Raw genomic sequence first — 27,000 nt, forward strand, 5'->3', positions numbered from 1 at the left:
CATGGTCCGCCGCGTCCTGGCGCTGCCGGCCGGCCGGCTCGCCGTCGGCATCCTGTCCGTGATCGTCCTGCTGGCGATCCTCGGCCCGACCCTGGCTCCGCACGACCCGCTGGGGACGAGTGCGCTGACCCTGGCCGGCCCCTCCTGGGAGCACTGGCTCGGGACGGACTACCTCGGCCGGGACGTCTTCAGCCGGCTGCTCGCCGGGTCGCGCACCAGCGTGCTCGGCTCGGTCGAGGTCGCGCTGATCGCGCTGGTCGTCGGCGTCGTCCCGGGCATCCTGTCGGTGTACTTCGGCCAGGTGTTCGAGTGGTTCACGCTGCGGATCGCCGACACGCTCATCGCACTGCCGTTCCTCATCTACGCCGTGGCCGTCACCGCGCTGCTCGGCAACGGGATCCCGCAGGCGATGTTCACCGTCGGCGTGCTCGTCTCCCCGCTGTTCTACCGGGTCGCGCGGGCGTCGACGCTGGCGGTCGCCCGCTCGCAGTACGTCGAGGCGGCGCTGATCTCCGGCGCGTCGATCGGCTGGATCGCGCGCCGGCACGTGTGGGGGAAGGTGCTGCCGCCCGTAGCGGTGGCGCTGGCCCAGACCATCGGCATCGGCTTCGTCGTCGTCTCCAGCCTGAGCTTCCTCGGCATCGGGGTGCAGCCGCCGGCGCCGACCTGGGGTGGCCTGCTCGCCTCCGACCTCGGCTACCTGTCCTACCAGCCGTGGGCCCCGGCCGTCCCCGCCCTGCTGATCATGGCCACGGTGTGGGGCAGCAACCTGCTGGCCGACGCGATCCGTGACGTGTCCGGGGAGGCGGGGCGCGCGCTGCTCAACAGCCGCCGGGTGCGCGCCCGCCGCCTCGACCCAGCCGAACCGATCCCCGCCGGAGGTGTCGCCCCGTGACGAGAACCCGTTCCGATGGCACGGCCACCGCCACGGTGCCCGCGGCGCGCCCGGCGGACCCGCCCGCCGGGCAGCCGCCCGCCGTGCCCTCGCCCGCCGTTCCCTCGCCCGCCGTGCCCTCGCCCGCCGTGGCCCCGACCACCGCGGATCCGCAGTCCGCCGCGGCACCGCCGGCCGCGCAGGCCCCCGCGCTGACGGTCCGCGGCGTGCGGATCCGTGACGAGGTCAACGACCGCGAGATCGTGCACGGCGTCTCGTTCGAGCTCAGGCCCGGCCGGGCCGTCGGCATCGTGGGGGAGTCGGGCAGCGGCAAGACGCTGACCTGCCGGGCGATCCTCGGCATCCTGCCGGCGCACTTCGCCGTGTCCGCCGGCTCGATCGAGATCGCCGGGCGCGACATCGCCGGGCTGACGACCCCGCAGTGGACCGACCTGCGCGGGTCGACGATCAGCGCGGTGTTCCAGGACCCCGCCTCCTACCTCAACCCGTCCCTCAAGGTGGGGGTGCAGATCGCCGAGGTCATCCAGGTCAAGTCCGGGCTGCGGCGGCGGGCCGCGCGCCGCCGCGCGCTCGAGCTGCTGACCGCGGTGCACCTGCGCGACCCCGAGCTCGTCTACGACCAGTACACCTTCGAGCTCTCCGGCGGGATGCTGCAGCGCGTCCTCATCGCCACCGCGATCGCCGCCGACCCGCAGGTGCTCATCGCCGACGAGGCGACCACCGCCCTGGACGTGACCGTGCAGGCCGAGATCCTCGACCTGCTCGCCGACCTGCGGGAGCGCAACGGGCTCGCCCTCGTCGTCGTGTCCCACGACCTCGCCGTCGTCGCGCAGGTCTGCGACGAGGTGCTGGTCATGCGCGAGGGTGAGGTCGTCGAGCACGGGCCGACCGCGGACGTGCTCTACCACCCGCGCCACGAGTACACCCGCCTGCTGATCGCCGAACACGAGCAGTACGGCCTGGACCGCTACCTGGCCGACTCCGACTCCACGACCGATCCCGATCCCGATCCCGACCCGGAAGCCGACCCCCATGCCGGCATCGGCCCGGTTGCCGGCGAGCAGCGCAAGGAGCTGGACGATGTCCGCTGACGGCCGTCCGGTCCTGCAGGTCGCCGATCTCGAGGTCCACTACGGGCTGCGGCGGCGTCGGCGCCGGGTGCTGCACGGCGTCTCGCTGTCGGTGGCCCGCGGCGAGACCGTGGGCGTGATCGGCGAGACCGGCTCGGGCAAGTCGACCTTCGCCCGTGCGGTGCTCGGGCTGGTGCGGGCCTCCGGCGGCCGGATCCTCATCGACGGCGAGGACGTGTCCCGGTACTCCGCCCGGCAGTGGCGCGCGCTGCGTCGCCGCGGCGTCGTCCAGTACGTCTTCCAGGATCCGCTGCGCAGTCTCGACCCCGACCTGCCCATCGAGGAGTCGCTCATCGAGCCGCTGCTCGTGCAGGGCGTGGGTCGCAAGGAGGCGGTCGAGCGCGGTCGCGCCTACCTCGCGCGCGTCCGCCTGGACAGCGAGCTGTTCGGCCGCCTGCCCGGGGAGCTCTCCGGCGGCCAGCGCCAGCGCGTCGCGGTGGCGCGCGTCCTGGTCACCGAGCCCGCGCTGATCATCCTGGATGAGCCGGTGAGCGCGCTGGACTCCGCCAACCGCGTCGGAATCCTGGAGATCCTCAAGGAGCTGCGCGACGCCGGCGTCGCCCTGATCTTCATCTCGCACGACCTCGGCTCCGTCGCCGGCGTCGCCGACCGGATCGCGGTGCTCTACCAGGGCGAGTTCGTCGAGGTGGGGGACGCCCGCGCGGTCATCAGCAACCCCCGGCACCCCTACGCCCGGCTGCTCGTCGGTTCGGCGCCGACGCTGCGCTCCGCCGCCGCCAGCCGCGCCGAGCGCGACGCGCTGCGCGCCCTGCTGCACGCCTGAACCCGGTCCGGTCTGAACCCCCGATCAGGCCTGGACGTCACCCGTCGGAAGGGAACCGGACATGGCCCGCACGCTCCACCTTGCCCTGAGCGCCTACGGCGTCGGCGGCCCCGGCCAGCACGGCCTGTGGAAGGACCCGCGCGTCCCGAACAACGCCAGCGTCGACATCAACTACTACATCCGCCAGGCGCAGACCGCCGAGCAGGCACTGTTCGACGCGTACTTCATCGTCGACAGCCAGTTCATCAACGCCGGCTACCCGGCGCACTACCTCAGCCGGCTCGAACCGCTGACGCTGCTGTCGGCGGTCGCGACCCACACCCGCCACATCGGCCTGGTCGGCACGGCGAGCTCGACGTACAACTCGCCGTTCAACCTCGCCCGCCGGTTCGCCTCGCTGGATCACATCAGCGGCGGGCGCGCCGGCTGGAACGTCGTCACCAGCTTCGACACCGGCACCTCGCGCAACTACGGGCTCGACGAGCACCTCGACTACGCCACCCGCTACGGCCGGGCGCTCGAGGCGGTCGAGGTCGTACGCGGGCTGTGGGACTCCTACGAGGAAGGCGCCTTCCCCGCCGACGTCGAACGCAACCTCTTCCTCGACCCGACGAAGCTGCACGCCCTCGACCACGTCGGCGAGCACTTCAAGGTCGCCGGGCCGCTCAACCTCGACCGGTCGCCGCAGGGCCAGCCGGTGATCTTCCAGGCCGGCGTCTCCGAGGAGGGCCGCACCCTGGCCGCCCACGTCGCGGAGGGCATCTACGCCCCCGGGGGGACGCTGGCGGAATCGCAGGACTACTACGCCGACATCAAGCGGCGGGCCGCGGCGCTCGGGCGCGATCCGGACCACGTCGTCATCCTCGTCGGGGCCAGCCCCGTCGTCGCCGCCACCGACGCCGACGCGCACCGGCTCTCCCGCGACATCTTCGAGGCCGACAACGACTTCGACCGCAAGCTCGGCTTCCTCGGCCGCAGCTTCGGTGCCTACGACTTCAGCGGGCACGACCTCGACGCGCCGTTCCCCGACCTCGCGCACCTGGCCGAGAAGGGCGGGCGCACCCGCGGTTGGGAGATCATCCGGCAGGCCCGCGACGAGGGGCTCACCCTGCGGCAGGTCGTCGAGACGGTCACCGAGTACGCGCCGTCACCGTTCACCGGCGCGCCGGACACCGTCGTCGACGCGATCGAGCAGTGGTTCACCACCGGCGCGGCCGACGGCCTGAACCTCCGCTTCCGCACCCACGACGACCTCGAGCGCTTCGTCGCCGACGTCGTCCCGTCGCTGCAGAAGCGCGGCCTGTTCCGCACCGAGTACACCGGCGACACGCTGCGGGACAACCTGGGCCTGCCGATCCCGGTCAACCGCTACGCGCGTGAGCGCGAGACCGCGGCCGATCAGGCCTGAGGAGGACCACCATGACGGAGCATTCGGCGAACCAGGCGCACGCCCATCAGGCGCACGCGAACCTGGCTGATGCGGACCAGGCCTATGCGGCCACGGGTGGGCGCGACGTGCACACCGTGCGCTTCCCCACCGCCACGCCGCCGACCGAGGTCGACGTGCTGATCGTCGGCGCCGGCCCGGTGGGCCTGTCGGCGGCCGTGGAGCTCACCGCCCGGGGGGTGCGGGTCGCCGTCGTCGACCGCGCCCGCGCCGCGACACTGGTCCGGGCCGGCGCAATGGGCCACAGCCCGCGCACGGTGGAGCATTTCCGCCGCTGGGGGCTGCTGCAGCACATCCGCGACGAGTGGACGTTCCCGCCGGAGTGGAACCAGGGCATCCGGCTGGTCACGTCGCTGGTCGGTCACGAGCTCCTCGCCCCCCGCCGTCCGTCCTTCGCGGGCTCGTCCGGCGGTGGCCACTCCGCCGAGGAGGCGCTGCGCCGTCCGCAGAGCGCCCTGCAGCGGGTCTTCCTCGGCCACCTCGACCGGCGCGGCGTCGGGGTGGCCGGCGGCTGGCGGCTGGTGGCGCTGCGGGAGAGCGTCGACCGGATCGAGGCCGACGTGCTCCCCGAGGCCGACGTGCTCCCCGAGGCCGACGTGCTCCCCGAGGCCGCGGCCTCCGGCACGCCACGCACCATCCGGGCCCGCTACCTGCTCGGCGCGGACGGCGGCAGCAGCACCGTCCGCCGGCTCGCCGGCATCGAACGCGACGGCGCCCACGCCACCGAGAAGCGGCTGCGGCTCATCGTCCGCACGCAGGACATCTCCGACCGGGTCGGTCCGGCGCCCAGCGGCACCAACATCGTGTTCAACCAGCGGGCCGCCGGTTTCCTCGCCGCGGTGAGCACCCGCGAGTGGCGCGTGTACGCCGGCCCGTACCCGCTCGATTACACGCCCACCGAGGCGGAACTGCTCGCCACCGCCCAGGCCGCCTTCGGCTTCGAACTCGACCTGGAGCTGGTCTCGTCGACGACCTTCTACGACGCCACCCGGATCGCGCGGACGTTCCGTCGCGGGCGGGTGCTGCTGGCCGGCGACGCCGCGCACGTGCGCACCCCCGGCGGCAACCTCGGCGAGGGCTTCGGCGACGTGGTCAACCTCGGTTGGAAGCTCGCCGCCGTGCTCGCCGGTCAGGCCCCGGAGGAACTGCTGGACTCCTACGACCAGGAGCGTCGCCGGCACAACTGGCGGATCGCCGACCACGCGCTGGAGCGTTCGCGGCGCTCGCACGCACTGCTGGCGCAACTGCGCCGGCTCGGCATCCCCGACGACGCCGACGACAGCCCCCAGGCCGAGGCGCGCCGCGCCGAGATCCGTGCCCGGATCAGCCAGGGCGCTCTCGGCGCGCCCGGCGTGACCTTCGACGAGCGCTACGACGCGTCGTCGGCGATCTGGTACGAGGACGGCCAGCTCGACACCGAACCACCGTGGCGCGCGGACGTCTACCAGGACGACCCGCGGCCGGGGCACCGGGCACCGAACGGCCTCGTCGACCCCTACGGCGACACCCTCTACGACCGCATCGGCACCGGCTTCGCGCTGCTCGTGCTGTCCGCGGACCGGGAGGTGGAGCGGGCCCTCGCCGCCGAGGCGCTCGCCCGATCGCTGCCGTTCACGGTCGTCCACCTCACCGACCCGGCGGTGCGCGCGCTGTACGGCGCCGACAACGTGCTGGTCCGCCCCGACCAGCACGTGGCCTGGCGCGGCGCCGAGCTTCCTGCCGCCGGCGCCGGTGCCGTCCTCGACCTCGTTCTCGGCGCCGGCCAGGTCCTCGGCACCATCCCCGACCAGGTCCCCCCGGCGGACGGGAACCTCACGGTAGATCATGGCCGCGCGGTGGATCAGGGTCCAGCGGTGGATCAGGGTCCAGCGGTGGATCAGGGTCTTGTGGCGGATCAGGGTCTTGTGGCGGCGAAGGCCGCCGTGGCGACCGGCGTGGACCTGGCCGGCGCGAGCGCGTCCGTCCGTTCCTGAGAGGCGTGTGAACATGACCGACGTCCCAGCCCTCGGCAGCCCCGCTCCCGACGGCCCTGCCACTGACGGCCCTGCCACTGACGGCCCTGCTTCGCCGCGCTTCCGGCTCGGCTTCCTCACCCACGTCCAGGGGCCGGGCGACCTGGCGTCCACCTACGATCATGCCCAGGAGCTGTTCGTCGTCGCCGACGAGCTCGGCTTCGACGTCGGCTGGGTCGCCCAGCACCACGTGTCCCTGGGCGGCGGCGGGCTGCCCTCACCCTGGACGTTCCTCGCCTACGCCGCCGCGCGCACCCGGCGCATCCGGCTCGCCACCGCGATCACGATCCTGCCGCTGGAGGACCCGGTCCGGCTGGCCGAGGACGTGTCGGTCGTCGACACGCTCAGCGGCGGCCGGGTCGAGATCGGCGTCGGCAGCGGCGGCAGCGAGCTGGAGTACGCCGCCTTCGGCCGGGACGTGGGCCGCCGGCGTGAGCTCACCAGCGAGGGGCTGGCGGTGCTGCGCAAGGCGCTCGCGAACGAGGAGGTCGGCGCCCCCGGCTTCACCATCCAGCCGCCGGCCCGGGACTTCACCGACCGGATCTGGCAGGGCGTCTTCAGCGGCCCGGGTGCCGAGTACGCGGCGGCCGTGGGTTCGAACCTGCTGCTCAACCGCGCCGCCTACGGCTACGACGAGCCCACCGACACCGTGCAGCGGCCCTGGGCCGCTGCGTACCTCGCCGCGTGGGACCGGCCGCGCGTGCCCCGCATCGGGCTGTCCCGGTTCATCTTCCCGGCCGCCGACAGGCGCACCGCGCTCGCCCAGATCGGGCCGGACGTGCTCGCGGCCGCGCAACGGGGCGCCGAGCGCGGCGCCTTCCCGAAGGGGATCGACACCGACGAGGCGCTACGCCGGTACCACTCCTTCTACGGCCACCCGGAGGAGATCGTCGCGCAGCTGCGGCAGGAGAAGGTGCTGCCGGTCGCCACGGATCTGATCGCCCAGTTCAACCCGGCGGTCGTCGACCACGACGCGGCGATCCGGGCGCTCGAGCTCATCGCCACCGAAGTCGCGCCCGCCCTGGGTTGGAAACCCGCATCCCCCGCCGAGCCCGCACTGGCAGGAGTCTGACCATGACAGACCACCTCGACGTCACCGCCCCCGCGGGGCTGCGCACTCGCGGCACCGTCCTGGTCGTGCCGGGCCGGGGGGAGAGCCCGGCCGTCTACCGGCGCTTCGCCAGCCGCATCGCGGCCGACGCCTACCGGGTGCGGGTGATCGACGCCCCGGTCATCGACGCGGCCGACCCGGCCGGCTCGGTCGAGCGGTTCGCCGCCCGGCTGGCCGAGGCGGTCGCCTCGGCCGACGAGCCGGCCCGCCCGCTCGTCCTGGTCGGCGCGGACACCGGTGCGGTGGCGCTCGCCGCGCTCGCCGCGCGGGTGCCGGCGGACGCCACCTGGTGGCCGGACGCCGTCGTCCTCGCCGGGCTGCCCGGCTACGGCGCACGTGCCACCGGCGAGTGGGAGGACGAACTGGACCTCCGCTCGCACTGCCCGGTCCATCGTGGCGTGCTCAGCGACGATCCGGCCGTGCGGCGGGGGGCGCTGGCCGGCGCCGTCCCCTCCGCGCTGCTCGACCTCGCCTACGGCAGCACCGTCGACCTGCCGCACCTGCTGCTCGTCGGCGACGCCGACCCCTTCGCCGACCGCGAGGCGCTCGCCCGCGCGGCGAAGGCGTTGCCGAAGGCCCGGCTCACCGTCGTGCGCGGCGCGCACCACGACGTCCTCAACGACGCGCAGCACCGCTCGGTCGCCGCCGAGGTCGTCACCTTCCTCGAGGCGTTGCGCAACGACCCGCCCCTGACCCCGATCACCGTGGTGGAGTCCAGCGCCTGGTGAGGTCGGCGCCGGTCCGCGGACGTCGAGCACTCACCTCGCCGTGATCGCCACCGGGGTGTCCCCGTCTGCCGCGGCGAGCGGGGCGAGCTGCTGCGCCGCGGCGGCGAAGCGCGCCCCGCCCAGCCCGGCCGGCCCACGGGCCGGATCGAACCCGCCGCTCGGGAGGGACGGGCTCCCGGCGAAGGCTCGCAGCCGGCGGGACGCGTCGGCGCTGCCCGCCCGGCCGGCCAGCGCCGCATGCAGGGCGGTGCGCAGCCGTTCGGGCGTCAGCCGCTTCGCCGGCAGGCTGACCCCGGCGCCGGCCTGCACCACCCGGCGGGCGACCTCCGGCTGATCGCGGCCGAACGGCACCGCGACGATCGGCACCCCCGCCGCCACCGCCTTGTGCACGATGCCCATCCCGCCGTGGCAGACGACCGCCGCCGCCCGCGCGAGCACCGGGCCGTGCGGGACGAACCGCTCGGCCCGCACGTTGGCCGCCGCCGGCAGGTCGACGCGGCCGTGGGAGTCGGCGAGGGTGACGAGCACCCGCACCGGTTCGTCGCGCAGCGCCTCGACGGCCACCTCGGCGAGCCGCTCGTCGCCCTGGTAGTCGGTGGACATCGTGACGAGCACCCACGGGTCGCCCGGCTCGGCCAGCCAGTCGGGCACCGCCGCGGGCGGGTCCCAGACCTGGGCGCCGACGAAGCACACGTTCGCCGGCGCGTCCACCCGCGGGTACTCCAGCGGGTCGCCGGCGAGGACCAGCAGCCGATCGGCGCCGAGGAAGTGCTCCAGCGGGTTCGTCAGCGCGGGCAGGCCCGCCCCGGCGCGCAGCTCGTTGAGCGGCGGCAGCATCGCCTTGCCGTACTGGCGGATCACCAACGGCCACAGCACCCGGTCCCGTGCCCGCCCGAGGGGCCCGCGGGCCGGGGCGAGGCCCAGCCCGTAGGGCGGGATGCCGCGTCCCGGCAGCGCGACGAGGGACGGCAGCGTGATCGCCCACGGCCGGCCGGACGCCTGCGCGGCCACCGCGGCGCCGTAGGCGTTGGTGTCGACGAGGACGACGTCGGGGTCGACGGCGTCGATCGCGGCGCTCAGGTCGGCCCGCTCGAGCGGCCCGCGGGCCATCAGCCCGGCGAGGGCCAGCCGGAGCTGGTCGGCGCCGCTGCCGGCGGCGTCGTCGCGCACGGCGATCTCGTCGATGCGCGGGTCGAGGGGCTCGGCGGTGAGGCCGGCGCGCCGGGCGGTGTCGACGAGCGCGGCGCCGACGCGCAGCCGGACGTCGTGGCCGCGTTCCTGCAGGGCGAGCAGGCCGGGGACGAGGGGGAACAGATGCCCCGCGGCGGTGGAGCAGTGGACGAGGTAACGCGTCATGACGGTCTCCTGGTGGGGTGGGGGAGCGGATGAGGACGCGCGGCATCCCGCCGTCGGCTCACGGTGGGAATCGGGACGGCGGCGGGGTCGAGGCTGCGGGGGTATCGGGGACGGGCGTCGCCGGGGCCCGCCGTCGCCGGCTGCCGTCACCGGCCGGTCTGGCGGACGATCTCCTGCTTATCCAGAGGCTTGCGCGCCCGATTCATCCCTCTGGATAAGCAGGAAGACGGGCGCGGTGGCGGCAGGCGGCGGCGAGGTCGGCGACGGCGGCGCGCGCGGCGGCCACCGACAGGCCCTGGTCACGGCGTAGGACGAGCCAGAGCTCGACGCCGCAGACCGCGGCGAGGCGGCCGGCGAGATCGTCCCGGGCGGCGGGGGGCAGTGGATCGAGATCGGCGGCGAACACCGCCTCGATCCACTCCCGGTGGGCCCGCCGGCCGGCGTCGGCGCTCTCCTTCAGCGCCGGGGAGGCGTCCTGCTGGTGCAGGGTGCGTTCGGTGATCCGCCCCCACTGCTCGTAGTGCCGGGCCAGCCGGTCGGTCACCCCGGTCAGGTCGTCGCCGGCCGGGCCGTCGTCGCCCGGGCCGCCGCGGGTGGCGTCGATCTGCGACACGATCCAGCCGTTGACGGCCCGCACGAGGCCGTCCTTGGTCCCGACCCGGCGGATGACGGTCTGCAGGCCGACGCCGGCTCGCTCCGCGACCGCCGGCAGGGTGATGTGGTCGAACGATCGTTCGATGAACAGCGCGGTGGCCGCGCGCAGGATCCGCTCGGTGTTCGCGTCGGTGGTCTCGGCCCGGCGGCGCTGGCGGTACGTCCGCGTCGGCTCCATATTCACGGTATGGACCATACCGCCGATTTCGTCGCCCAAGCGTGTCGTGTGCACGTCAGAGGTGGTGGGGCGGAAGTGGCGGTGCGCGGAAGGTTCCCGTTTGTGTGCGCGCCCACTATGAGCTGCATCACATCTACCGCTGACGTGAGATGGAGGCACTAGCCTTCCAGCCGTGACGACTTCCGACACCACCGCCGGCACCTCGCCGCCCGGGGCCGATGACGTCCCCACCGTGTCCGGTTCGGACAACTACAAGTGGATCGCCCTGTCGAACACGACCATCGGCATCCTGATGGCGACGATCAACAGCTCGATCCTGATCATCGCGCTTCCGGACATCTTCCGGGGCATCGAGGTCGACCCGCTCGCCCCGGGGAACACCTCGTACTTCCTGTGGACCCTGATGGGCTTCATGCTGGTCACGTCGGTGCTCGTGGTGAGCCTTGGCCGGGTCGGCGACATGTTCGGCCGGGTGCGGATGTACAACCTCGGCTTCGCGGTCTTCACCGTGTTCTCGATCCTGCTGGCCGTCACCTGGATGCACGGCACGACCGCCGCATTGTGGATCATCATCATGCGGGTCGGGCAGGGCATCGGCGGCGCGTTCCTGTTCGCCAACTCCAGCGCGATCATCGCCGACGCGTTCCCGGAGAACGAGCGTGGACTGGCGCTGGGCATCAACGGTGTCGCGGCCATCGCCGGGTCGTTCCTCGGCCTGCTGGTGGGCGGCCTGCTCGCCCCGGTCGAGTGGCACCTGGTGTTCCTGGTGTCGGTGCCGTTCGGGATCTTCGGGACGGTCTGGGCCTACCTGAAGCTGCGCGACAACGGCGTGCGCACCCAGGCCCGGATCGACTGGGCCGGCAACATCACCTTCGCCATCGGGCTCATCGCGATCCTGACCGGCATCATCTACGGCCTGCAGCCCTACGGCGGCCACACGATGGGCTGGACCAAGCCGTTCGTGCTGGTCTGCATGTTCGGCGGGCTCGCCGTGCTGATCGGGTTCGTCGTGATCGAGCTGCGCTCGCCGGACCCGATGTTCAAGCTGGAACTGTTCAGCAACCGGGCCTTCACCATGGGCAGCCTGGCCGCGCTGCTCGCCGCGCTCGCCCGCGGCGGCCTACAGTTCATGATCATAATCTGGCTGCAGGGGATCTGGCTGCCACTGCACGGCTACAGCTTCGAACGGACGCCGCTGTGGGCCGGCATCTACATGATCCCGCTCACCGTCGGCTTCCTGCTCTCCGGACCGGTGGCCGGCCGGCTCGCCGACCGCTACGGCGCGCGCCCGTTCGCCACCATCGGACTGGTGACCACGGCCGTCGCGTTCCTGCTGTTCAACGTGATCCCGATCGACTTCAACTACGTGGCGTTCGCGGCCATCCTGCTGCTGATGGGCCTGTCCATGGGCCTGTTCGCCGCGCCGAACACCACCGCCGTGATGAACACGTTGCCGCCGAACCAGCGCGGCGCCGGGGCCGGGATGCTCAACACGTTCCAGAACTCGGCGAGCGTGCTGTCCATCGGCGTGTTCTTCACCGTCATCGTGCTGGGCCTCGCCTCCAGCCTGCCGGACGCGATGTTCTCCGGCCTCACCGCCCAGGGCGTCGACCCGTCGAAGGCCCACGAGCTGGCGAACCTGCCGCCGATCGGCAGCCTGTTCTCCGCGTTCCTCGGCATCAACCCGACCGAGCAGCTCCTCGGCCCGGACACGCTGAACTCCCTCGACCCGAGCAGGGCCGAGTTCCTCACCGGGCACTCGTTCTTCCCGAACCTCATCTCCGGTCCGTTCGGCGACGGCCTGCACCTCGCCTTCTACTTCGCCGCCATCGCCTGCGCGCTCGGCGCGGTGCTGTCCTGGCTGCGTGGCAAGGACACCCCGCATGCGCGCCGCACGCTGCGCGAGGACGTCGGCGAGGGCCTGGCCGGCGCCGGCGACGTCGCGGCGATGGAGGACGGCGCGGGCAGCGCCCTGCCCGCGGACGGCGGCACGCTGGCCGCCGAACGATAAGGTCCGGCCCCTGACCCGGCACATCCCAGCCCCCGAGAGGTCCTGACATCCGATGGGCGACACCGTCGACGACGAGGAGGCGCCGCCCGGCCGGCCCGCGCGGTCCGGCCGGGCGACGCCGCCCGACGGTGCCGCGCCGGCCGGCGCGAACGTGAGAAACAATCGCGGGGTGCGTGACAAGGACGGGACGAAGAAGGCGGCGCGCGAGCTGTGCGGCATCGGCCAGGCCGCGCAGGAGCTCGGGGTCTCGGTGCGGGCCCTGCGGTACTACCAGGAGGTGGGGCTGCTCACCCCGTCCGGGCGGACCTCCGGCGGGAACCGGCTCTACGCCGACTCCGACCTCGCCCGGGTCCGCCGGATCCGGGAGCTGCAGACCCTGCTCGGCTTCAACCTGGACGAGATCCGGACCATTCTCGCCTACGAGGACCGGCTCGCCCAGGTCCGGGTGGAGTTCCACGCCGCCTCCGACGACGGTGACCGGCTGCGGCTGCTGTCCGAGGGCGAGACCGCGTACCTGAAGCTCCGCACCGAGATCGACGAGAAGATCAGCCGTCTCGCGGCCTTCCGCGACGAGATCGACGAGCGGCTCGAACGGATGAACCGGTTCCGGGACGGCGCCGTCGCCCGCTCCTCCTGACCCTGCGGGTCAGGGCGGTGGGCCTCGGCGCAGCCGGCCGGCGGGGCGGGGCAGCTCGGCGGCCAGCAGGGCCACGTCGTCGTTCAGCGTCGAGCGGGTCCAGGCCCGCACCCGGTCCACCAGATCGGCGACGGACTCCTCCAGCGTGCCGTGGGACAGGGCCGCCTGCGCCGCGGGCAGCAGCGGGAAGAACTGTCCGGTCGCCGGGTCGCGGGCCTCGGTGATGCCGTCGGTGTAGAGCAGCAGGCGGTCCCCGGGCCGCAGCGTGACCTCGATGGTGTTCTCGACGGTGTCCTTGGCGTCGGTGAGCAGGCCCAGCGGCGGCAGGCGGGCCGCGACGCCGAGCAGGCTCGCCCGACCGCCGCGCACCAGCACCGGATCGGGATGGCCCGCGTTGGCCAGCCACAGCCGCCGGTCGTCGACCTGTCCGACCACCGCCGTGACGAAGTCGTCGAGCCCGCAGATCTCGGCGACCTCGGCGTTCAGACCGGCCAGCACCGCGGGCAGGTCGTCCGCCTGCCGGCCGACGAACCGGAAGCAGCCGAGCACCCGGCTGGCGATGCGCACCGCGTCGAGGCCCTTGCCGCGGACGTCACCGACGAGCAGGCGGGTGCCCCACGGGGTGTCGACGACCTCGTACAGATCCCCGCCGATCCTGGCCTCGGCGGCGGCGCTTTCGTACCGCACCGCGAAGCGCAGGCCCCCGGACGAGCACGGCACCGCGGCGAGGATCGACTGCTGGGCCACCTCCGCCACCCGGGTGACGTTCTGCAGCTTCGTCTCCCGCCGGGTGTTGTACCGGCTGACCAGCACCGCCAGCACGCCGCCGACCGCCACCCCGCCCAGGCGCACCACCTGGGCGCTCGCGCCGCCGCCGGCCTGCTCGAACAGGTCGTCGTGCAGGCCCAGCAGGATCCCCGCGACGATCGCCAGCAGCCCGTACAGCGCGGTGAGGCGGGGACCGCCGGACGTGGCGGCGAGCATCGGGCTGAGCACCGCCAGTTCCAGGACGGTCCACTCCCGGTTGGCGAGCTGCAGCCCGACGACCACGGCCAGCATGAGCAGCGGCAGCAGCGGGGTGAACCAGCGCCGCAGCACACGCCCGCCGGGGTGCGGCATCAGAGCGCGGCACCGCCCCGCCCGGGGACGGGCCCGCCCCGGCCCGGGCAGGGCGGCCGACGGGGACACCCGCCGCGGTCGTGCCTCATGCTGCCTCGCATACCCCCTCGCCGCGGGGCTGAAGCAGAAGCCCAGCTCAGCCGGGGTGCGCCGGGTGGGTGGCGGCGATCAGGGCTGGCCGGGGCGCAGCGCCACGAACAGTCCTTCGACGTCGGCGGTGACGTCGCCCTCGGGGTCGCGGATCGTCCCGACCACGAAGCGCTTGCGGCCCTCCACCCGGTCGACGTGGGCCTCGACCTGCAGCTCCGGGCCGATCGGCGTGATCTTGCGGTAGTTGACGTGCAGGTAGGCGGTGCGGGAGGTGCCCCGGCCGCCGGCGTTCGCCAGCCTGCCCAGCACGTCGTCGAAGAACAGCGGGAGGCTGCCGCCGTGCGCCGCGCCGTTGCCGCCCAGGTAGTAGCGCCCGAGCACCAGGCGGCCCCGCACATGCTCGGTGCTGCTCTCGTCGACCTGGAACGCCGGCGCCAGCGCCTGGGCGTGCCCGGGGACCGAGGTCAGGTAGCCGGCGAGCTGCTCGGACTCGCCCACCGTGAACGGGGCGAGCAGCCGGGTCACCTCTTCCAGACCCTCCCGGGCCTTGCGGGCGACGTCCTCGGGCGGGTGGGCACCGGTGATCGTGTCCTGCGCCGCGCGCAACGCCTCGATCAGCTCGACGAACTCGCGGTGCTCCGCGGCCAGCTCCTCGCCGCTGCCGGAACCTCTGCCGTCTGCCACCGTGTCCCTCCCGTTCTCAGGCCGTGCGCCCCGCGTCGCGGTCTCCCGCTCCACCTTCGCCTGCCCGGATGCCCGGATGCCCGCCCTCGGGGCGAGATGTCCGGCACAGCACGGCGGCGGTCCGGTCTGGCCGGTCACGCCGGTTCGGATCCCGCAGGGCCCTCGGACGGCTCGGTCGGATGGTCGGCGAGGTGCTCGGCGGCGAGGTGCTCGGCGGCGTGCTGCTCGGCCCAGCTCGCCCACTCGGCGAGCGCCTCGAACAGGCGGATGCCGGCCTCCGCGGCGATGCGTAGTGACCGGGTCTGCTCGCTCGTGCCGAACTCGCCGCGGTCCTTGGCCCCGGCGTACGTGCGCATCGCGGCGGCCGTGCCGCTGTAGTACCGCCGTTCCCGTTCCAGATGGGCGGCGAGGTCCGCCGGCTCCATCAGCCAGAAGAAGACCGACCGCAGCAGCGGTTCCATCCGCAGCGTGTGGTCGACCTCGTCGTCGGTGAGCCAGCGGCGCACCTCGGCCAGCCCCGCGTCGGTGATGCGGTAGGCCTTGCGCTGGCGAGGCCCGTGGCTGTCCACCTCGATCAATCCGGCCTCGGCGAGGCGGGCGAGCTCCGCGTAGATCTGCGGGTGCCGGGCCGGCCACACCTGGCCGAGCAGCTCTGCGAACCGTCGAGTCAGGTCGTATCCGCTGGCCGGGCCCTCGGCCAGCAGGCCGAGCAGGCCGTGCCGCAGTGACATCGCCGCCGCCTCATCTCGCTGCCGCCGGTCGCACTCCCGGCGGACCAGCGTCCCGGTCTGCCCGGTGGGCAGGGCCTGTTGACACGCGCCATCCCTCACCTCAAAACTAGACATGTCACTTTGTACATGTTGCTGATGACAGGTCTGGGGATACCTATGCCAGGAGGATCAGTGGAATCGGCCGGTCGTGAGCGGGCGGTCCTGGTCACCCAGGCGTTCCTACCGATGCTGCGCCAGGGCTGCGGCCGCCTGATCAACATCAGCGCACCGACGGCGCGGGTCGCGGTCGCCCACGCCGGGGCCGTGTCGGCAAGCAAGGCCGCGCTGGAGTCGCTGTCGGCGGCGGCCCGGGTCGAGCTCGCGCCCTGGGACGTCCCGGTGGTCGTCGTCGAGCCGGGCGCGATGGACACGCCGATCTTCGCGACGGCGGCCGCGGCGGCCGCCGACGCCCTGGCCGACACCGAGCCGGACCGGATCGCGCTGTACCGTCCGCAGCTCGACGCGGTGGCCGGCGCCCTCGCCCGCCAGCGCAACGCCCCCGCCGAGACCGCCGCCCGGGTCATCGTGCGGGCGACGCTGGCCCGCCGTCCCCGGCCGCACTACCCAGCCGGTCGGGACGCCCGGCTCGTCGGCGTGCTCGCCCACCTGCCGACCCGCACCCGCGACCGGCTCATCGCCCGCATGCTCGGGCTTCAGGGCCTCCGCATGCCGGCCGGTGGCCGCAGGTAGTGGACGGACCCCTCATCCACTGAAACTTCCTGGAACCGCGGTAAGCCGTCGATTGCCCAACGTATTGACGGACGGAACGAAAGCGACTCACAACGCGACGCGATGCATCCGCGCCGCGCCGGTAGCGGCGCGGATCGTGACGGCGGGTGGGCTCTCATCCGAGCGGTGGTGCCCCCGGGCCCTTCGGGCGTGTTCCGCCCGGACCGCGCCCGTTCGGTGGTGACGTGCCATTAGAGTTCCGCTTGTGTTGCGCCGCACACAACCGGTTGAGCTGCTGGTTTGCGGTCGTGACAGCGCCGAGGCCCGCGCCGGCGGGCGCCGCGCGAACCAGATCGTTCTGTCCTGGGGGTGGGGGAATGATGCCTGAATCCGGGAGGTCGCCGGGGGTTCCACGGGCCGCCGAGCCGCCGGCCGCCGAGCCGCCGGTTGGGGGAGCCTGTGAGGAGGCCGTGCCCGGCGTCGGCCGGGCTCGCGGTGGTCGCGCAGGCCGGGACGCGGCGGGGACCACGGCCGCCCGTGGCGTCGGGCAGCGCTCCGCCTCGCCGAGGTCCATGGGTTACAACCCGGCGCTCGACGGGCTGCGGGCGCTCGCCGTCCTCGCGGTGCTCGGCTTCCACCTGAACGCCCTGTCCGGCGGGTTCCTCGGCGTCGACGTGTTCCTCGTGCTCAGCGGCTTCCTCATCACCAGTCTGCTGCTGGCCGAACGGGACCGCACCGGCACCGTCTCCCTGACGCGGTTCTATGTGCGGCGAGCCTTCCGGCTGCTGCCGGCGTTCGGCGTCTTCGTCGCGGTCGGCGCGGTGCTCGTCGTCGCGCTGAAGAGCCGCGCCGACCAGTGGGACTTCCTCGACAACGCGGTCAGCTCGCTGCTCTACGTCAACAACTACTACCGGGTGTTCCGGCCCGACTCCGGCGGCGCGTGGTTCGGCCACACCTGGTCGCTGTCGTTGGAGGAGCAGTTCTACCTGATCTGGCCGGCGGTGCTGGTCCTGCTGTGCCGGCGCCCGGCGGCCCGGCGGCGGCTGCCGGCGATCCTCACGGCCGCGGCGGTCGTCGTGTTCGTCTGGCGGGAGGTCCTCATCGCCGCCGGGGTGAGCGACGCCCGGATCTACTTCGGCCTGGACACCCGGGCCGACGCGTTGCTCGTCGGCGCCGGTCTCGCCGCCTGGGGGTGGGCCGGGCCGAGGTTGCCGGGGCCGGCGGACGCGGGCAGTGCCCGGCTGCGGCGCTTCGCCGGGGCGGTGCGGCTGGCCGAACTCGGCCCGCGCCCGCGCGGCGCGTCCGGGATGATCCTGGCGGTCGCCGGGCCGGTGGCGCTGGCGGCGCTCGCGGTGCTCGCCGCCACCGCTCCCCAGCCCGGGGACGGGATCACCGTGCTCGACCTGGGCGGCTTCACCGGCGTCGCGCTGCTCGCCGGGGTGGTCGTGGTGTCCCTCGACCGGTGCCGCGACGCCCCGCTCGCGGTGGTGCTCGGCAGCGCGCCGCTGGCCTGGTTCGGCCGGATCTCCTACGGGTTCTACCTGTGGCACTTCCCGGTCGCCGGCACCGTCCGCGACCGGCTCGGCGACCGGGTCGGCGAGCCGGGGCAGGTTCTGATCGCGATCGCGCTGAGCACGGTGCTCGCCGCCGGCTCCTACTACCTGGTCGAGCGGCCGGCGCAGCGGCGGCGGCCGAGGTGGGCGGCGAGCCCGGTGGTCCCCGCCCAGCGCAGCCCCGGCCGGGCCGCCGTCGCCTCCGGGCCGGTGGCCTAGCCGGGCCGGGGGTGCGGCGTCTCGACGGTTCCCGCCGGGGACGGCGCTCCAGGCGGCCGGTCGATCCCGGCCGGATCGATCCCCCGGGGCGGTCGCATGCGCGGCCGCCCCGGGGGCCGCCCGGCGGGGTCTGGCGATCTACTTGGGCGCCATCCGGATCGCGCCGTCGAGGCGGATCGTCTCGCCGTTGAGCATCGGGTTGGCGATGATCTGGGTGGCGAGCAGGCCGTACTCGTCGGGGGAGCCCAGCCGGGAGGGGTGCGGCACCTGCTGGCCGAGGGAGACGCGGGCCGGCTCCGGCAGGGAGGCGAGCAGCGGGGTGTCGAACAGGCCGGGGGCGATGGTGACCACGCGGATCTTCAGGTTGGCCAGGTCACGGGCGATCGGCAGGGTCATGCCGACGATGCCGCCCTTGGAGGCGGAGTAGGCCGCCTGGCCGATCTGACCCTCGAACGCCGCCACCGACGCGGTGTTGATGATGACGCCGCGCTCGCCCTCGGTCTCCTCGGCCTGGCTGATCCGCTCGGCCGCGAGCCGGATGACGTTGAACGAGCCGATCAGGTTCACCCGGATGACCCGCTCGAAGATCTCCAGCGGGAACGGCCCCTCCTTGCCCAGCGTCTTGGCGGCGTTGCCGATGCCCGCGCAGTTGACGGCGATCCGCAGCGGGCCGAGCTCGGCGGCCGCATCCAGCGCGGCGGTGACGTCGGCGGGGGAGGTGACGTCGCCGGGGCTGAAGCGCACGGTGCTGCCGAACTTCTCCGCGACCGCGGCGCCGTTGGAGCTCGGGAGGTCGAGCAGGACGACGCTCGCGCCGGCGTCGACGAGCCGGGTGGCGGTGGCGAGGCCGAGGCCGGACGCCCCGCCGGTCACCACTGCGACTGAATCCGCGATCTGCACGTGAGTTCCTCTCCGAAGGACGGGGGCCCGAGGGCCGGCCAGGCCGGGTGGTGCGGCGGCCCGATCGTCGGCAGGCGTGGCTGGCGACGACTGGAGCCAATAAAGGTGTAAACAGTGAACTATATCGTTTCGGCCGTTGTCGCCCCGGAGGGCGGGCAGGTGGGCCGGAACCGATGTTCTGTTAGTTAACTTAGTGCTCTAATGGCGGGGTGTGCACCGTGTCCCTCGGAACGTTGCGGCCCGCCGCGGCGGATCGTCCCGCGGCTGCGGCGGCACCCGCCGGTACGCCGCCCCGGACGGGCCGCGCGGGCTGGCGAACGAACCGTCGACCACCTGACGTACGGTCCCACATCGCCCCGTTCGGTGCCGCTGTCGGGCGAACAGCCCCGGACCCGCCGCCATCTCGCCAACGAGAGGCTCGTGATCGAGACATGACTCATCGCACCCTCGACGACACCGCGACCGGCACGTTCGGACTGGCCGGCCACACCGTGCGCCGTCTCGGCTTCGGCGCGATGCGGATCTCCGGCGCCCGCAACGCCGAAGGGGTCCGCGACCGCGCGGAGGCCGTGGCGCTCACCCGCCGGGTGTACGAGCGCGGCGTCAACCTGATCGACACCGCGAACATCTACGGCTACGGCGAATCCGAGGAGATCATCGCGGCGGCGCTGTACCCGTATCCCGACGACCTGCTCATCACCACGAAGGCCGGCTTCAGGCCGGGCAAGATCGCCCCGGGGGCGACGAGCCTGCCGCCGCTGGGCCGGCCCGAACACATCCGGGCCGAGTGCGAGACGAGCCTGCGCCGGCTGCGGGTCGAGGCCATCGACCTCTACCAGGTGCACGTCCCGGATCCGCAGGTGCCCTACGAGGACACCGTGGGGGCGTTCGTCGAGCTCCAGCGCGAGGGCAAGGTCCGCCACATCGGGGTGTCGAACGTGACGCCCGAGCAGCTTGCCCTGGCCCGTTCGCTTGCCGACGTGGTCAGCGTGCAGAACCGCTACAACGCCGGGGACCGGGCAGCGGAGGCGGTGCTGGCCGTCTGCGAGCGCGACGGACTCGCGTTCCTGCCGTGGGCGCCGGTGCTGGTCGGCGAGCGCCTCGGCGCGGTGCTCGACACCATCGCCGCCGCGCACGACGCGAACGCCGTGCAGGTCGCGCTCGCCTGGCTGCTGCGTCGCTCGCCGGTGCTGCTGCCGATCCCCGGCACGTCGAAGATCCGCCATCTCGACGCCAACGTCGACGCCGCCTGGGTCGCGCTCACCGACGACGAGGTGGCCGCCGTCGGCGCCGCGACCTTCGCCGACTCCTCCGCCACCGCCGCCGACTCCTCCGCCACCGCCGGTGCCGGCGGTCCGGCGGGGGGCTGGGGCCGGTGAGTGCCCCGGCGGCGGACCCGCCGGTCGGACCGCTGCTGGTGGAGCGGCGTGGGCCGGTGCTGCTGCTGACGCTGCACCGCCCGGCGGCGCGCAACGCGCTGAACGTGGCGACCCGGCAGGCGTTGATGGCGGCGCTGACCGATGCCGAGCAGGACGACGCGGTGGCCGCGGTGGTACTGACCGGCACCGATCCCGCGTTCACCGGCGGCGTCGACCTGACCGAGGCGCTCAGCCCCGGTCCGAAGCCGCGTGGGGTGCGTTCGCTCAACCCGGCCGCGACCCTGCGGGCGATGACGAAGCCGGTGGTCGCCGCGGTGAACGGCCCGTGCATCACCGGTGGCCTGGAGGTGCTGCTGAGCTGCTCGTTCGCGGTGGCCTCCGAGCGGGCCCGCTTCGCCGACACGCACGCCGGAGTCGGCCTGGTGACCGAGCTGGTGGCGCACGAGGCGGTGGTGGCCCGGGCGGTGGAGCTCGCGGCGGCGGCCGCGCTGGCGAGCCGGCGCGCGCTGGGCGCCACCTGGGCGCTGCACGCCGAGGGCGAGGGGATGTCGCTGGCCGAAGCGCTGGCCCTGGAGGCGGGCACGGCCCGTGGCTGGCGGGTCGACCCGGGCGAGGCCCGGGACCGGTTCACGGCCGTGCGCGGCGCCGCTGCGCGCGGCGGCGCCGCCGCGCGCAGCGGCGCCGCCGACCGATCCACCTAGGACGACCGCGGCGCCCGCCCGGCGCCCGGCGGTGCGGTTCCTACTGGTGGGCGTGCGGGTTGGGCGCGAGCTGCCCGCGGGCGAGCTGCCCCAGGAAATCGGTGTTGTCGTAGAAGTGCTGTGTTTCGGTGAGGCGAAGGTCGTCGGTCACGTGGGCCACCGTGACGCCGTACATCTCAATACGTTCGCCGGTCGGTTCGACTCCCTTGTAGGGACCACTGAAGGTACCCCAGTGCCGCCACTTGAAGGTGATCACGGGCGGCGGCGAGTAGACCTCCAGGACCTCCCAGAAGAAACCGCCGGGGAATGCCTCGTGGAACACGTGGTGCGATGACTCGAAGGACTCGTCGTTGGCCGAGTAGTACGGGTTCTCCCCGATCAGGACGTTGTAGCTGCCCCGCTCGGCCAGCTCGGCACTGCCTACCTGGGGCCCGCCGTTGACGCTGACCTTGATCTTGTCGGCGACCATGCTGACCCATTCGGACGGGTTCTTCTTGTGCGACAGCTCCATCTCGAAGACCTGCACGACCCGCTCCACGATGTCCGCCAGCGAACCGGGCTCGTGGTGCACGGAGCGTTCCGCCGGCATGGTCTGGTGGGACAGGTGGTAGTCGGGGGGCTCTCCGTCACGCCAGGTGACGCCCTGAGATGCGGCGATCACCGCATCTCGACCCTGCACGTGCAGCGGCTGAGCTGCCGCGGCGTTGTCGGTCACGCCGTCGTCCTCCGATTGTCGGAAACGCGGGATTATGGGATCTGTGGCCGCGCGGACGTCTCGCGGCCACTCTGCGGAGAAGATTTCGGCCGGCAATCGTCCCGGCCCGAGCATCGATGACTGATCGACAAGAACATCCTACATTTATGGGCCGGCGGCCAGTAATAGGGGCGAAAGTCCGACCGGGGACAGCTACCCGCGGTAATCCAGGTGCGGGCTAGCATCCCGTGCTCCGCCGGACGGCTCGCCGAGGTCCGGTCGGAATCCCGGCATATTCCCTGCTCAGGTGGCTGCCTCGCCACCCGCGGGGGAGTGTCGGCCAGCGCCGGGCGGCGTCCGGCCGTGCCGCTGCAGCATCCGATGGACACCGGGCGTGTCGAAGGTCGCCCGCGATGGCACCTTCGTCCTACCCGCGAATCAGGTAATGCGGCATGGCGGCGGGCGCCGCGGGGGGCCGGCCGGCCCCCCGCCGGGAGGCGTTCCGGCCCGCCGCGGCCGGGCGGACCGGCCCTCGCCCGGATCTTCGCTGTCAGCCGATGACGCCGCGCGCCCGCAGGTCGGCGATGCGGGCGTCGTCGTAGCCGAGCTCGTGCAGGATCGCCTCGGTGTGCTCGCCGGCCAGGCAGCCTCCCCTGGCCTGGGTGGCCGAGCGGGAGAAGCGCACCGCCGGGTCCATCCGGAGGTACTCGTCGAACACCGGGCTGGTCGCCGTGGTCCTCCCGGTCGCGGGCCGTGGCGAACCGCGGCTCGGCCAGCGCCGAGGTCTGCGCGGCCAGCGCCGCGACCAGCGCCGGCCATTCCTTCTCCTGTGGTGCGGCGAGGAAGGCGAGGAAGACGTACCGCCCGTCGGCCGCCGCGTACATCCGGTAGAGGGGGGACAGCCCGTAGCCGTCCGGGTCGACGTCGCGCGGCGCGGGCCGGCCGGCGTAGTCGACGACCCGGTCGAGCATCGCGTGGGACGCGGTGGCGATCATGGTGGTGGTCATCGGCGTGAGCGGGCGGCCGCGGCGGCGGGCCAGCAGGCCCAGCAGCATCGCCGAGGCCACGCCGAGCGCGGCGATGCCGTCGCCCTGCAGGCTCGGCACGGCGGTGGCGGCCATCAGCCGGGCGGAGCCGCTCTTGATCGCCCGCATCGACCCGGTGGCGCTGGCCGCGTCCGGCGCGTCGGTGAGGGCGATGCCGCTGGCAGCTCCGATCGACGGCGCGTACGCCGGCTTGGCCCCGTACGGACCGTCGGTGCCGTAGCCGGGCGCGTTGAGGTACACCAGGTCGGGGTTGAGCGCGGTGAGCGTGGCCTGGTCGACCTTCGCCCGCTCGGCCGCACCGGCCCGGAACGGCTGGAGCACACGTCCACCCGCTTCGCCAGCTCGTGGACGATCGCCAGCCCCTCCGCCGAACCGAGGGGTCGAGGGAGATGCTCTCCTTGCCCTGCGTCACCTTGGCCCCGCCGGCCTCCGGGAACTCCAGCACGCCGCGGATCGTGTCGCCGCCGAGGCTCTCCACCTTGACGACCCGGGCGCCGAGGTCGGTCAGCGGCGTCGCCCCGTACGGCGCCGCGTACATGACGCCGAACTCCAGGATGGTGACCCCGGCCAGGGCAGCTGCGTCGGGGCGACGTCGCCGGTGGGCGCCGGGCCCCGCCCGGCCGCGGCCGGGGCGTCGCCGGCGAGCGCCGCGCGGATCTGCGCGCCGTGCTCGTCGAGATCCGGCGCGGGGCGCGGGGCGGACAGCGGGCGGCCCTCGACGTGCACCAGCGTGGAGGGCTGGCGCACCGGCCCGAGCCGCGGGTCGTCGAGGACGACGACCCGCCCGTCGTGGCGGAGCTGGCCGTGGTCGAGCGCGTCCGGACCGGCGTTGAACACCTCGGCCATGATGTTCGGGTTGGCCGCGAAGACCTCCTTCCACTCCGCGAGGCTGCGCTCCCCGACCTTGCAGATCATGCTCTCCCAGAGCTCGGTGCGCAGCTCCTGGGAGTCCAGCACCGGCAGCCCCTTCCACGTCGGGTCGGTGAACATGCCGGCGAGGCCCAGCTCCTGCATCATCCCGCCGAACAGCCGCGGCTCCACCTGGGTGAACTGCAGCCAGTACCCGTCGGAGGTCGGGGCGATCAGTAACGGGAAGATCAAAGGTCCGAGCGGTTCGAGGTCGGGGGAGAAGGCGAGTGTCGTCGGGTAGGCGTCCGGCCAGCGCAGTCCGATGAGCTGGGCGAACCAGTCCCAGGTGTCGATGGTCATCACGCCGCGGACGAGGTCGGCCTCGACGTGCTGGCCGACACCGCTGGACTCCCGCTCCACCAGGGCGGCGAGGATCCCGTGCAGCGCGGTCTGGGCCGCGCCCCAGGACGCGAACGGCACGCTCGGGAACGCCGGCCCGGGTCGCAGCACGGTCCGTTCCTTGATGTGGAACATCCCGAGCCGGGCCATCACGAGTCCCTCGTAGCCCTTGTCGTGCGCCCACGGGCCGGTCGTGCCGTAGCCGGTCACGGCCGCGCTGACCAGCCGCGGGTTGAGCGCGGCGAGGTCGGCGGGCGCGAGACCGAGCGCGGCCGCGGCCCGGGGCCGCAACGTGCTGACGAGCACGTCGGCGCCGCGGATCAGGTCGTGCAGGACGGCACGGTCGGCGTCGGTGCGGTCCAGGGCGATGCTGCGCCGGCCGCGGGCGAGGCTTGGCCAGGCGGCCTGACGCCGCAGCGGGCTGCCACCGGCCGGCTCGATCTGGATCACGTCGGCGCCGGCGTCGGCCAGGAACTGGGTAGCCCACGCTCCCGCCATCGACGTCGACAGATCCAGGACGGTCAGTCCGCCGAGCGGCGCGGGGTCGGGAACACCCCTGCCGGCGTCCTGCTGCTTCGGGGAGTCTGCGACCACCGTTTCCTCGGGGTTGTCGGGTGGCCGGCACGCCGACCGCGGCCGGCGGCCGGTCTCCGGTCCCCGAGTGCCAGCTGTCTTCGTCTACTTAGTAGACCATGTAAACCTGATGAGGGCGGGATGGCCGGCGGTCGCGGTCGATCCGCCGGTCGTGTCGCTTGCCGATCCCGGTCGGAGAGCACCCCCGGGAACCGTCCGGGTGCTGTCCGTATCGGAAGTCGCGGTTGCCGGTCGGTGCGCACGTCGAGTCGCATTCCGGCATCATCAAAGAACACTTTGTTAACTATGTAGGCCAGTCGTCTGCCTGGTCCGGGCGGCATGATGAAGCGGGCGCGGCGGTCGTCGACAGGCCCCGCCATCAGGAGGAGAGCGGATGAAGATCGACGCAAACCTGTCGGACGACCTCGCGGCGACGCCGGCCAGCGCCGCGCGCATCGAGAAGGAGGGGTACGCCGGCCTCTGGGTGGGCGAGACCCGCCACGACCCGTTCCTGCAGACGTTGCAGGCGACGAACGCGACGTCGACCGCGAACGTCGGCACGTCGATCGCGATCGCCTTCGCGCGGACCCCGATGACGCTGGCCTACCTCGGCTACGACCTGGCCCAGTACAGCGAGGGCCGGTTCATCCTGGGCCTGGGCTCGCAGATCAAGCCGCACATCGAGAAGCGGTTCTCGATGACCTGGTCGCACCCGGCCGCCCGGATGCGCGAGTTGGTCCTGGCCACCCGGGCGATCTGGGACGCCTGGCAGAACGGCACGAAGCTCGCCTTCCGCGGCGACTTCTACACCCACACCCTCATGACGCCGTTCTTCTCGCCGGAGCCGCACTCCTACGGCCCGCCGCCGGTGTACCTCGCCGGCGTCGGCGAGGGCATGACCGAGGTCGCCGGCGAGGTGGCCGACGGCTTCTTCGTCCACCCGTTCAGCACGAAGAAGTACCTGGAGGAGGTCACCGTCCCGGCGCTGCTGCGCGGGCGGGCCAAGGCCGGCAAGGCCGATCTGGACGGCTTCGCGATCGCCGGGCCGTCCTTCGTGACGGTCGGGCGCACCGAGGAGGAGCTGGCGGCGGCGGTCTTCGGGACCAAGAAGCAGATCGCCTTCTACGCCTCCACCCCGGCCTACAAGACCGTCCTCGACGTGCACGGCTGGGGTGACCTGCAGCCGGAGCTGACCAACCTGTCCAAGCGTGGCGAGTGGGACGGCATGGCCGACCTCGTCACCGACGAGATCCTGCACACCTTCTCGGTCGTCGGCACGCCGGAGGAGGTCGGCAAGGGCCTCATCGCGAAGATCAGCGGCATCTACACCCGGACGGCCTTCTACGACACCTGGAAGGCCGACCCGGCGGTGTGGCCGCTGCTGCTCGACGCGACGCGATGAGCCGTCCCGCCACAACCGCCCGTCCGGCCGAGGCGGGCCCGAGCCCCGATGCGGCGGCCGTCGCCTCCTTCGACCTGCGGGGCCGGGTCTCGCTCGTCACCGGGGGCAACGGCGGGATCGGCCTCGGCATCGCCGAGGCGCTGGCCGCCGCCGGGGCGGACGTGGTCATCCTCGGTACGAACGAGCGCAAGAACGCCGCCGCGGAGCAGGCCGTCGCCGCCCACGGCGGCAAGGTGCTCGCGCTGCGCTGCGACGTCGGCGACGAGGCGCAGGTCATCGACGCGTTCGAGCAGGCGGTGGGCGCGTTCGGGCGGATCGACTCCTGCTTCGCGAACGCCGGCATCGGCGGCGAGCCGATGCGCTTCACCGACCTGACCCTCGACCAGTGGCACCACGTGCTGCGGATCAACCTGGACGGGGTGTTCCTCACCTTCCGCACCGCGGCCCGGCACCTGGTCGCCGCCGGCGCGGGCGGCAGCCTCGTGGCGGTGTCGAGCATCATCGGCAACCACCGGGGCTTCGCGCGGACCCAGGCGTACGGCACGGCGAAGGCGGCGCTGTCCGGCCTGGTCCGCAGCTGCGCGGTCGAGCTGGGCCGCGACGGCATCCGGGTCAACGCGATCCTGCCCGGCTACATCCGCACCGCGTTGGCCGACGACCTGCTCGACGACGAGAGGTTCGCCGCCCGCTCGCTGCCGCGGCTGCTGGGCCGGCGCTGGGGCACCCCCGCGGACCTGGGCGGCATCGCCGTCTACCTGGCCTCGGAGGCGTCGCGCTACCAGACCGGCGAGCAGATCGTCGTCGACGGCGGCTACATCCTGTCCTGACCCCGCCCGCCCCCGTGGCACATCCCCACGGGGGTCGATCGGACAGCCCGGGGACGCGGTCAGCGGGCGTCGCCCGCCCCACGGCAGGGCGGGGTCGTCCCTGCGCCGCGCCCCCGGGGGCCGGTCGCCCACGAGGACGCCGGCGCCGGGATGCTGCCGCCGTCGATGGTGTGGGCCCGGGTG

At 73.5% G+C, this 27,000-nt stretch carries 24 protein-coding genes and 2 pseudogenes; 15 read left to right on the forward strand and 11 right to left on the reverse strand.

Annotated features, from left to right (window positions below; translation table 11 throughout):
* Window position 1: 1 nt before the first annotated feature.
* From FRAQA3DRAFT_RS00725 to FRAQA3DRAFT_RS00755, 7 genes are all read left to right on the forward strand, one after another.
* Window positions 2–895, forward strand: coding sequence for an ABC transporter permease (locus tag FRAQA3DRAFT_RS00725; RefSeq protein WP_009399232.1), 894 nt, complete (start codon window positions 2–4; stop codon window positions 893–895).
* Between the two features lie 128 nt (window positions 896–1,023).
* Window positions 1,024–1,986 (forward strand): ABC transporter ATP-binding protein, encoded by a 963-nt coding sequence (locus FRAQA3DRAFT_RS00730; RefSeq protein WP_051054522.1) that lies wholly within the window; start codon window positions 1,024–1,026, stop codon window positions 1,984–1,986.
* The gene (locus FRAQA3DRAFT_RS00735) at window positions 1,976–2,809 is read left to right on the forward strand and encodes an ABC transporter ATP-binding protein (protein WP_009399234.1); all 834 of its coding nucleotides are present in this window, start codon (window positions 1,976–1,978) and stop codon (window positions 2,807–2,809) included. Before FRAQA3DRAFT_RS00730 ends, FRAQA3DRAFT_RS00735 begins: the two co-directional genes overlap by 11 nt.
* 61 nt (window positions 2,810–2,870) lie before the next feature.
* Window positions 2,871–4,217, forward strand: coding sequence for an NtaA/DmoA family FMN-dependent monooxygenase (locus FRAQA3DRAFT_RS00740; protein WP_009399235.1), 1,347 nt, complete (start codon window positions 2,871–2,873; stop codon window positions 4,215–4,217).
* Window positions 4,218–4,228: 11 nt separating this feature from the next.
* Window positions 4,229–6,229 carry an FAD-dependent oxidoreductase gene (locus FRAQA3DRAFT_RS00745; RefSeq protein ID WP_009399236.1) on the forward strand — a complete coding sequence of 667 codons (2,001 nt, stop codon included), beginning with the start codon at window positions 4,229–4,231 and terminating at the stop codon, window positions 6,227–6,229.
* 13 nt (window positions 6,230–6,242) lie between these two features.
* Window positions 6,243–7,340 (forward strand): LLM class flavin-dependent oxidoreductase, encoded by a 1,098-nt coding sequence (locus FRAQA3DRAFT_RS00750; RefSeq protein WP_009399237.1) that lies wholly within the window; start codon window positions 6,243–6,245, stop codon window positions 7,338–7,340.
* Between the two features lie 2 nt (window positions 7,341–7,342).
* A complete protein-coding gene (locus tag FRAQA3DRAFT_RS00755; protein ID WP_009399238.1) occupies window positions 7,343–8,107 on the forward strand; it encodes an alpha/beta hydrolase in 765 nt (254 codons plus the stop codon).
* 30 nt (window positions 8,108–8,137) lie between these two features.
* On the opposite strand, the gene FRAQA3DRAFT_RS00760 is transcribed toward FRAQA3DRAFT_RS00755, so the two are convergent.
* Both FRAQA3DRAFT_RS00760 and FRAQA3DRAFT_RS00765 read right to left on the reverse strand, forming a co-directional pair.
* Complete coding sequence (locus tag FRAQA3DRAFT_RS00760; RefSeq protein ID WP_009399239.1) at window positions 8,138–9,463, reverse strand: glycosyltransferase; 1,326 nt, start codon at window positions 9,461–9,463, stop codon at window positions 8,138–8,140.
* Window positions 9,464–9,665: 202 nt separating this feature from the next.
* Window positions 9,666–10,313 (reverse strand): TetR/AcrR family transcriptional regulator, encoded by a 648-nt coding sequence (locus FRAQA3DRAFT_RS00765; protein WP_009399240.1) that lies wholly within the window; start codon window positions 10,311–10,313, stop codon window positions 9,666–9,668.
* Window positions 10,314–10,467: 154 nt separating this feature from the next.
* Here FRAQA3DRAFT_RS00765 and FRAQA3DRAFT_RS00770 point away from each other — a divergent pair, with 154 nt between their 5' ends.
* Both FRAQA3DRAFT_RS00770 and FRAQA3DRAFT_RS00775 read left to right on the forward strand, forming a co-directional pair.
* Window positions 10,468–12,306, forward strand: a complete 1,839-nt coding sequence (locus tag FRAQA3DRAFT_RS00770; protein ID WP_009399241.1) for an MFS transporter — start codon at window positions 10,468–10,470, stop codon at window positions 12,304–12,306.
* A gap of 52 nt (window positions 12,307–12,358) precedes the next feature.
* On the forward strand, window positions 12,359–12,943 hold the full coding sequence (locus tag FRAQA3DRAFT_RS00775) for a MerR family transcriptional regulator (RefSeq protein WP_009399242.1): 585 nt from the start codon (window positions 12,359–12,361) through the stop codon (window positions 12,941–12,943).
* 9 nt (window positions 12,944–12,952) lie between these two features.
* On the opposite strand, the gene FRAQA3DRAFT_RS00780 is transcribed toward FRAQA3DRAFT_RS00775, so the two are convergent.
* The 3 genes from FRAQA3DRAFT_RS00780 to FRAQA3DRAFT_RS00790 all read right to left on the reverse strand — a co-directional run bounded on the left by FRAQA3DRAFT_RS00780 (window position 12,953) and on the right by FRAQA3DRAFT_RS00790 (window position 15,681).
* On the reverse strand, window positions 12,953–14,062 hold the full coding sequence (locus FRAQA3DRAFT_RS00780; RefSeq protein ID WP_009399243.1) for a PP2C family protein-serine/threonine phosphatase: 1,110 nt from the start codon (window positions 14,060–14,062) through the stop codon (window positions 12,953–12,955).
* Between the two features lie 168 nt (window positions 14,063–14,230).
* Window positions 14,231–14,836: a PaaI family thioesterase gene (locus FRAQA3DRAFT_RS00785; RefSeq protein ID WP_009399244.1), complete on the reverse strand. Its 606-nt coding sequence runs from the start codon at window positions 14,834–14,836 to the stop codon at window positions 14,231–14,233.
* Between the two features lie 134 nt (window positions 14,837–14,970).
* Entirely contained in the window at window positions 14,971–15,681 is a 711-nt protein-coding gene (locus FRAQA3DRAFT_RS00790) for a PadR family transcriptional regulator (protein WP_009399245.1), read from the reverse strand.
* Between the two features lie 57 nt (window positions 15,682–15,738).
* Between FRAQA3DRAFT_RS00790 and FRAQA3DRAFT_RS00795 the strand changes: the two genes are divergently transcribed.
* Complete coding sequence (locus tag FRAQA3DRAFT_RS00795) at window positions 15,739–16,296, forward strand: SDR family NAD(P)-dependent oxidoreductase (RefSeq protein ID WP_051054077.1); 558 nt, start codon at window positions 15,739–15,741, stop codon at window positions 16,294–16,296.
* Window positions 16,297–16,847: 551 nt separating this feature from the next.
* A complete protein-coding gene (locus FRAQA3DRAFT_RS00800; RefSeq protein ID WP_157466970.1) occupies window positions 16,848–18,047 on the forward strand; it encodes an acyltransferase in 1,200 nt (399 codons plus the stop codon).
* Between the two features lie 138 nt (window positions 18,048–18,185).
* Here FRAQA3DRAFT_RS00800 and FRAQA3DRAFT_RS00805 read toward each other — a convergent pair whose 3' ends face one another.
* Window positions 18,186–18,947 carry a 3-hydroxyacyl-CoA dehydrogenase gene (locus tag FRAQA3DRAFT_RS00805; RefSeq protein ID WP_009399247.1) on the reverse strand — a complete coding sequence of 254 codons (762 nt, stop codon included), beginning with the start codon at window positions 18,945–18,947 and terminating at the stop codon, window positions 18,186–18,188.
* A 431-nt stretch (window positions 18,948–19,378) separates the two neighbouring features.
* Here FRAQA3DRAFT_RS00805 and FRAQA3DRAFT_RS00810 point away from each other — a divergent pair, with 431 nt between their 5' ends.
* Window positions 19,379–20,326, forward strand: coding sequence for an aldo/keto reductase (locus tag FRAQA3DRAFT_RS00810; protein WP_009399248.1), 948 nt, complete (start codon window positions 19,379–19,381; stop codon window positions 20,324–20,326).
* Complete coding sequence (locus FRAQA3DRAFT_RS00815) at window positions 20,323–21,027, forward strand: enoyl-CoA hydratase-related protein (RefSeq protein ID WP_009399249.1); 705 nt, start codon at window positions 20,323–20,325, stop codon at window positions 21,025–21,027. Before FRAQA3DRAFT_RS00810 ends, FRAQA3DRAFT_RS00815 begins: the two co-directional genes overlap by 4 nt.
* Window positions 21,028–21,067: 40 nt before the next feature.
* Here the strand turns inward: FRAQA3DRAFT_RS00815 and FRAQA3DRAFT_RS00820 are convergent, their stop codons facing one another.
* From FRAQA3DRAFT_RS00820 to FRAQA3DRAFT_RS36470, 5 genes and pseudogenes are all read right to left on the reverse strand, one after another.
* On the reverse strand, window positions 21,068–21,742 hold the full coding sequence (locus tag FRAQA3DRAFT_RS00820) for an ester cyclase (protein WP_009399250.1): 675 nt from the start codon (window positions 21,740–21,742) through the stop codon (window positions 21,068–21,070).
* A 529-nt stretch (window positions 21,743–22,271) separates the two neighbouring features.
* The gene (locus FRAQA3DRAFT_RS36460; protein ID WP_232291849.1) at window positions 22,272–22,439 is read right to left on the reverse strand and encodes a hypothetical protein; all 168 of its coding nucleotides are present in this window, start codon (window positions 22,437–22,439) and stop codon (window positions 22,272–22,274) included.
* Between the two features lie 73 nt (window positions 22,440–22,512).
* Window positions 22,513–23,088, reverse strand: a pseudogene (locus tag FRAQA3DRAFT_RS37935) (CoA transferase); the annotation flags it as partial.
* A 112-nt stretch (window positions 23,089–23,200) separates the two neighbouring features.
* A pseudogene (locus FRAQA3DRAFT_RS37940) lies at window positions 23,201–23,305 on the reverse strand (CoA transferase); the annotation flags it as partial.
* Complete coding sequence (locus FRAQA3DRAFT_RS36470) at window positions 23,272–24,609, reverse strand: CoA transferase (RefSeq protein ID WP_009399252.1); 1,338 nt, start codon at window positions 24,607–24,609, stop codon at window positions 23,272–23,274. The gene FRAQA3DRAFT_RS36470 and the pseudogene FRAQA3DRAFT_RS37940, both read right to left, overlap by 34 nt.
* A gap of 373 nt (window positions 24,610–24,982) precedes the next feature.
* Between FRAQA3DRAFT_RS36470 and FRAQA3DRAFT_RS00830 the strand changes: the two genes are divergently transcribed.
* The gene (locus tag FRAQA3DRAFT_RS00830; protein ID WP_009399253.1) at window positions 24,983–25,990 is read left to right on the forward strand and encodes an LLM class F420-dependent oxidoreductase; all 1,008 of its coding nucleotides are present in this window, start codon (window positions 24,983–24,985) and stop codon (window positions 25,988–25,990) included.
* Window positions 25,987–26,817 (forward strand): SDR family NAD(P)-dependent oxidoreductase, encoded by an 831-nt coding sequence (locus FRAQA3DRAFT_RS00835; protein ID WP_009399254.1) that lies wholly within the window; start codon window positions 25,987–25,989, stop codon window positions 26,815–26,817. The genes FRAQA3DRAFT_RS00830 and FRAQA3DRAFT_RS00835 overlap by 4 nt, the downstream gene beginning before the upstream one ends.
* Window positions 26,818–27,000: the final 183 nt, after the last annotated feature.

The organism is Frankia sp. QA3, assembly GCF_000262465.1.
Classification (GTDB): Bacteria; Actinomycetota; Actinomycetes; order Frankiales; family Frankiaceae; genus Frankia.

What these genes read in the sequence shown, in the direction of transcription:
- FRAQA3DRAFT_RS00735 (WP_009399234.1), top strand. Translation starts at nt 1,976, where the DNA reads ATGTCCGCTGACGGCCGTCCGGTCCTGCAGGTCGCCGATCTCGAGGTC.
- FRAQA3DRAFT_RS00800 (WP_157466970.1), top strand. Translation starts at nt 16,848, where the DNA reads ATGGGTTACAACCCGGCGCTCGACGGGCTGCGGGCGCTCGCCGTCCTC.
- FRAQA3DRAFT_RS00765 (WP_009399240.1), bottom strand. Translation starts at nt 10,313, where the DNA reads ATGGTCCATACCGTGAATATGGAGCCGACGCGGACGTACCGCCAGCGC.
- FRAQA3DRAFT_RS00810 (WP_009399248.1), top strand. Translation starts at nt 19,379, where the DNA reads ATGACTCATCGCACCCTCGACGACACCGCGACCGGCACGTTCGGACTG.
- FRAQA3DRAFT_RS00755 (WP_009399238.1), top strand. Translation starts at nt 7,343, where the DNA reads ATGACAGACCACCTCGACGTCACCGCCCCCGCGGGGCTGCGCACTCGC.
- FRAQA3DRAFT_RS00830 (WP_009399253.1), top strand. Translation starts at nt 24,983, where the DNA reads ATGAAGATCGACGCAAACCTGTCGGACGACCTCGCGGCGACGCCGGCC.
- FRAQA3DRAFT_RS00790 (WP_009399245.1), bottom strand. Translation starts at nt 15,681, where the DNA reads ATGTCTAGTTTTGAGGTGAGGGATGGCGCGTGTCAACAGGCCCTGCCC.
- FRAQA3DRAFT_RS00775 (WP_009399242.1), top strand. Translation starts at nt 12,359, where the DNA reads ATGGGCGACACCGTCGACGACGAGGAGGCGCCGCCCGGCCGGCCCGCG.
- FRAQA3DRAFT_RS00740 (WP_009399235.1), top strand. Translation starts at nt 2,871, where the DNA reads ATGGCCCGCACGCTCCACCTTGCCCTGAGCGCCTACGGCGTCGGCGGC.
- FRAQA3DRAFT_RS00725 (WP_009399232.1), top strand. Translation starts at nt 2, where the DNA reads ATGGTCCGCCGCGTCCTGGCGCTGCCGGCCGGCCGGCTCGCCGTCGGC.
- FRAQA3DRAFT_RS00835 (WP_009399254.1), top strand. Translation starts at nt 25,987, where the DNA reads ATGAGCCGTCCCGCCACAACCGCCCGTCCGGCCGAGGCGGGCCCGAGC.
- FRAQA3DRAFT_RS00780 (WP_009399243.1), bottom strand. Translation starts at nt 14,062, where the DNA reads ATGCCGCACCCCGGCGGGCGTGTGCTGCGGCGCTGGTTCACCCCGCTG.
- FRAQA3DRAFT_RS00750 (WP_009399237.1), top strand. Translation starts at nt 6,243, where the DNA reads ATGACCGACGTCCCAGCCCTCGGCAGCCCCGCTCCCGACGGCCCTGCC.
- FRAQA3DRAFT_RS00760 (WP_009399239.1), bottom strand. Translation starts at nt 9,463, where the DNA reads ATGACGCGTTACCTCGTCCACTGCTCCACCGCCGCGGGGCATCTGTTC.
- FRAQA3DRAFT_RS00745 (WP_009399236.1), top strand. Translation starts at nt 4,229, where the DNA reads ATGACGGAGCATTCGGCGAACCAGGCGCACGCCCATCAGGCGCACGCG.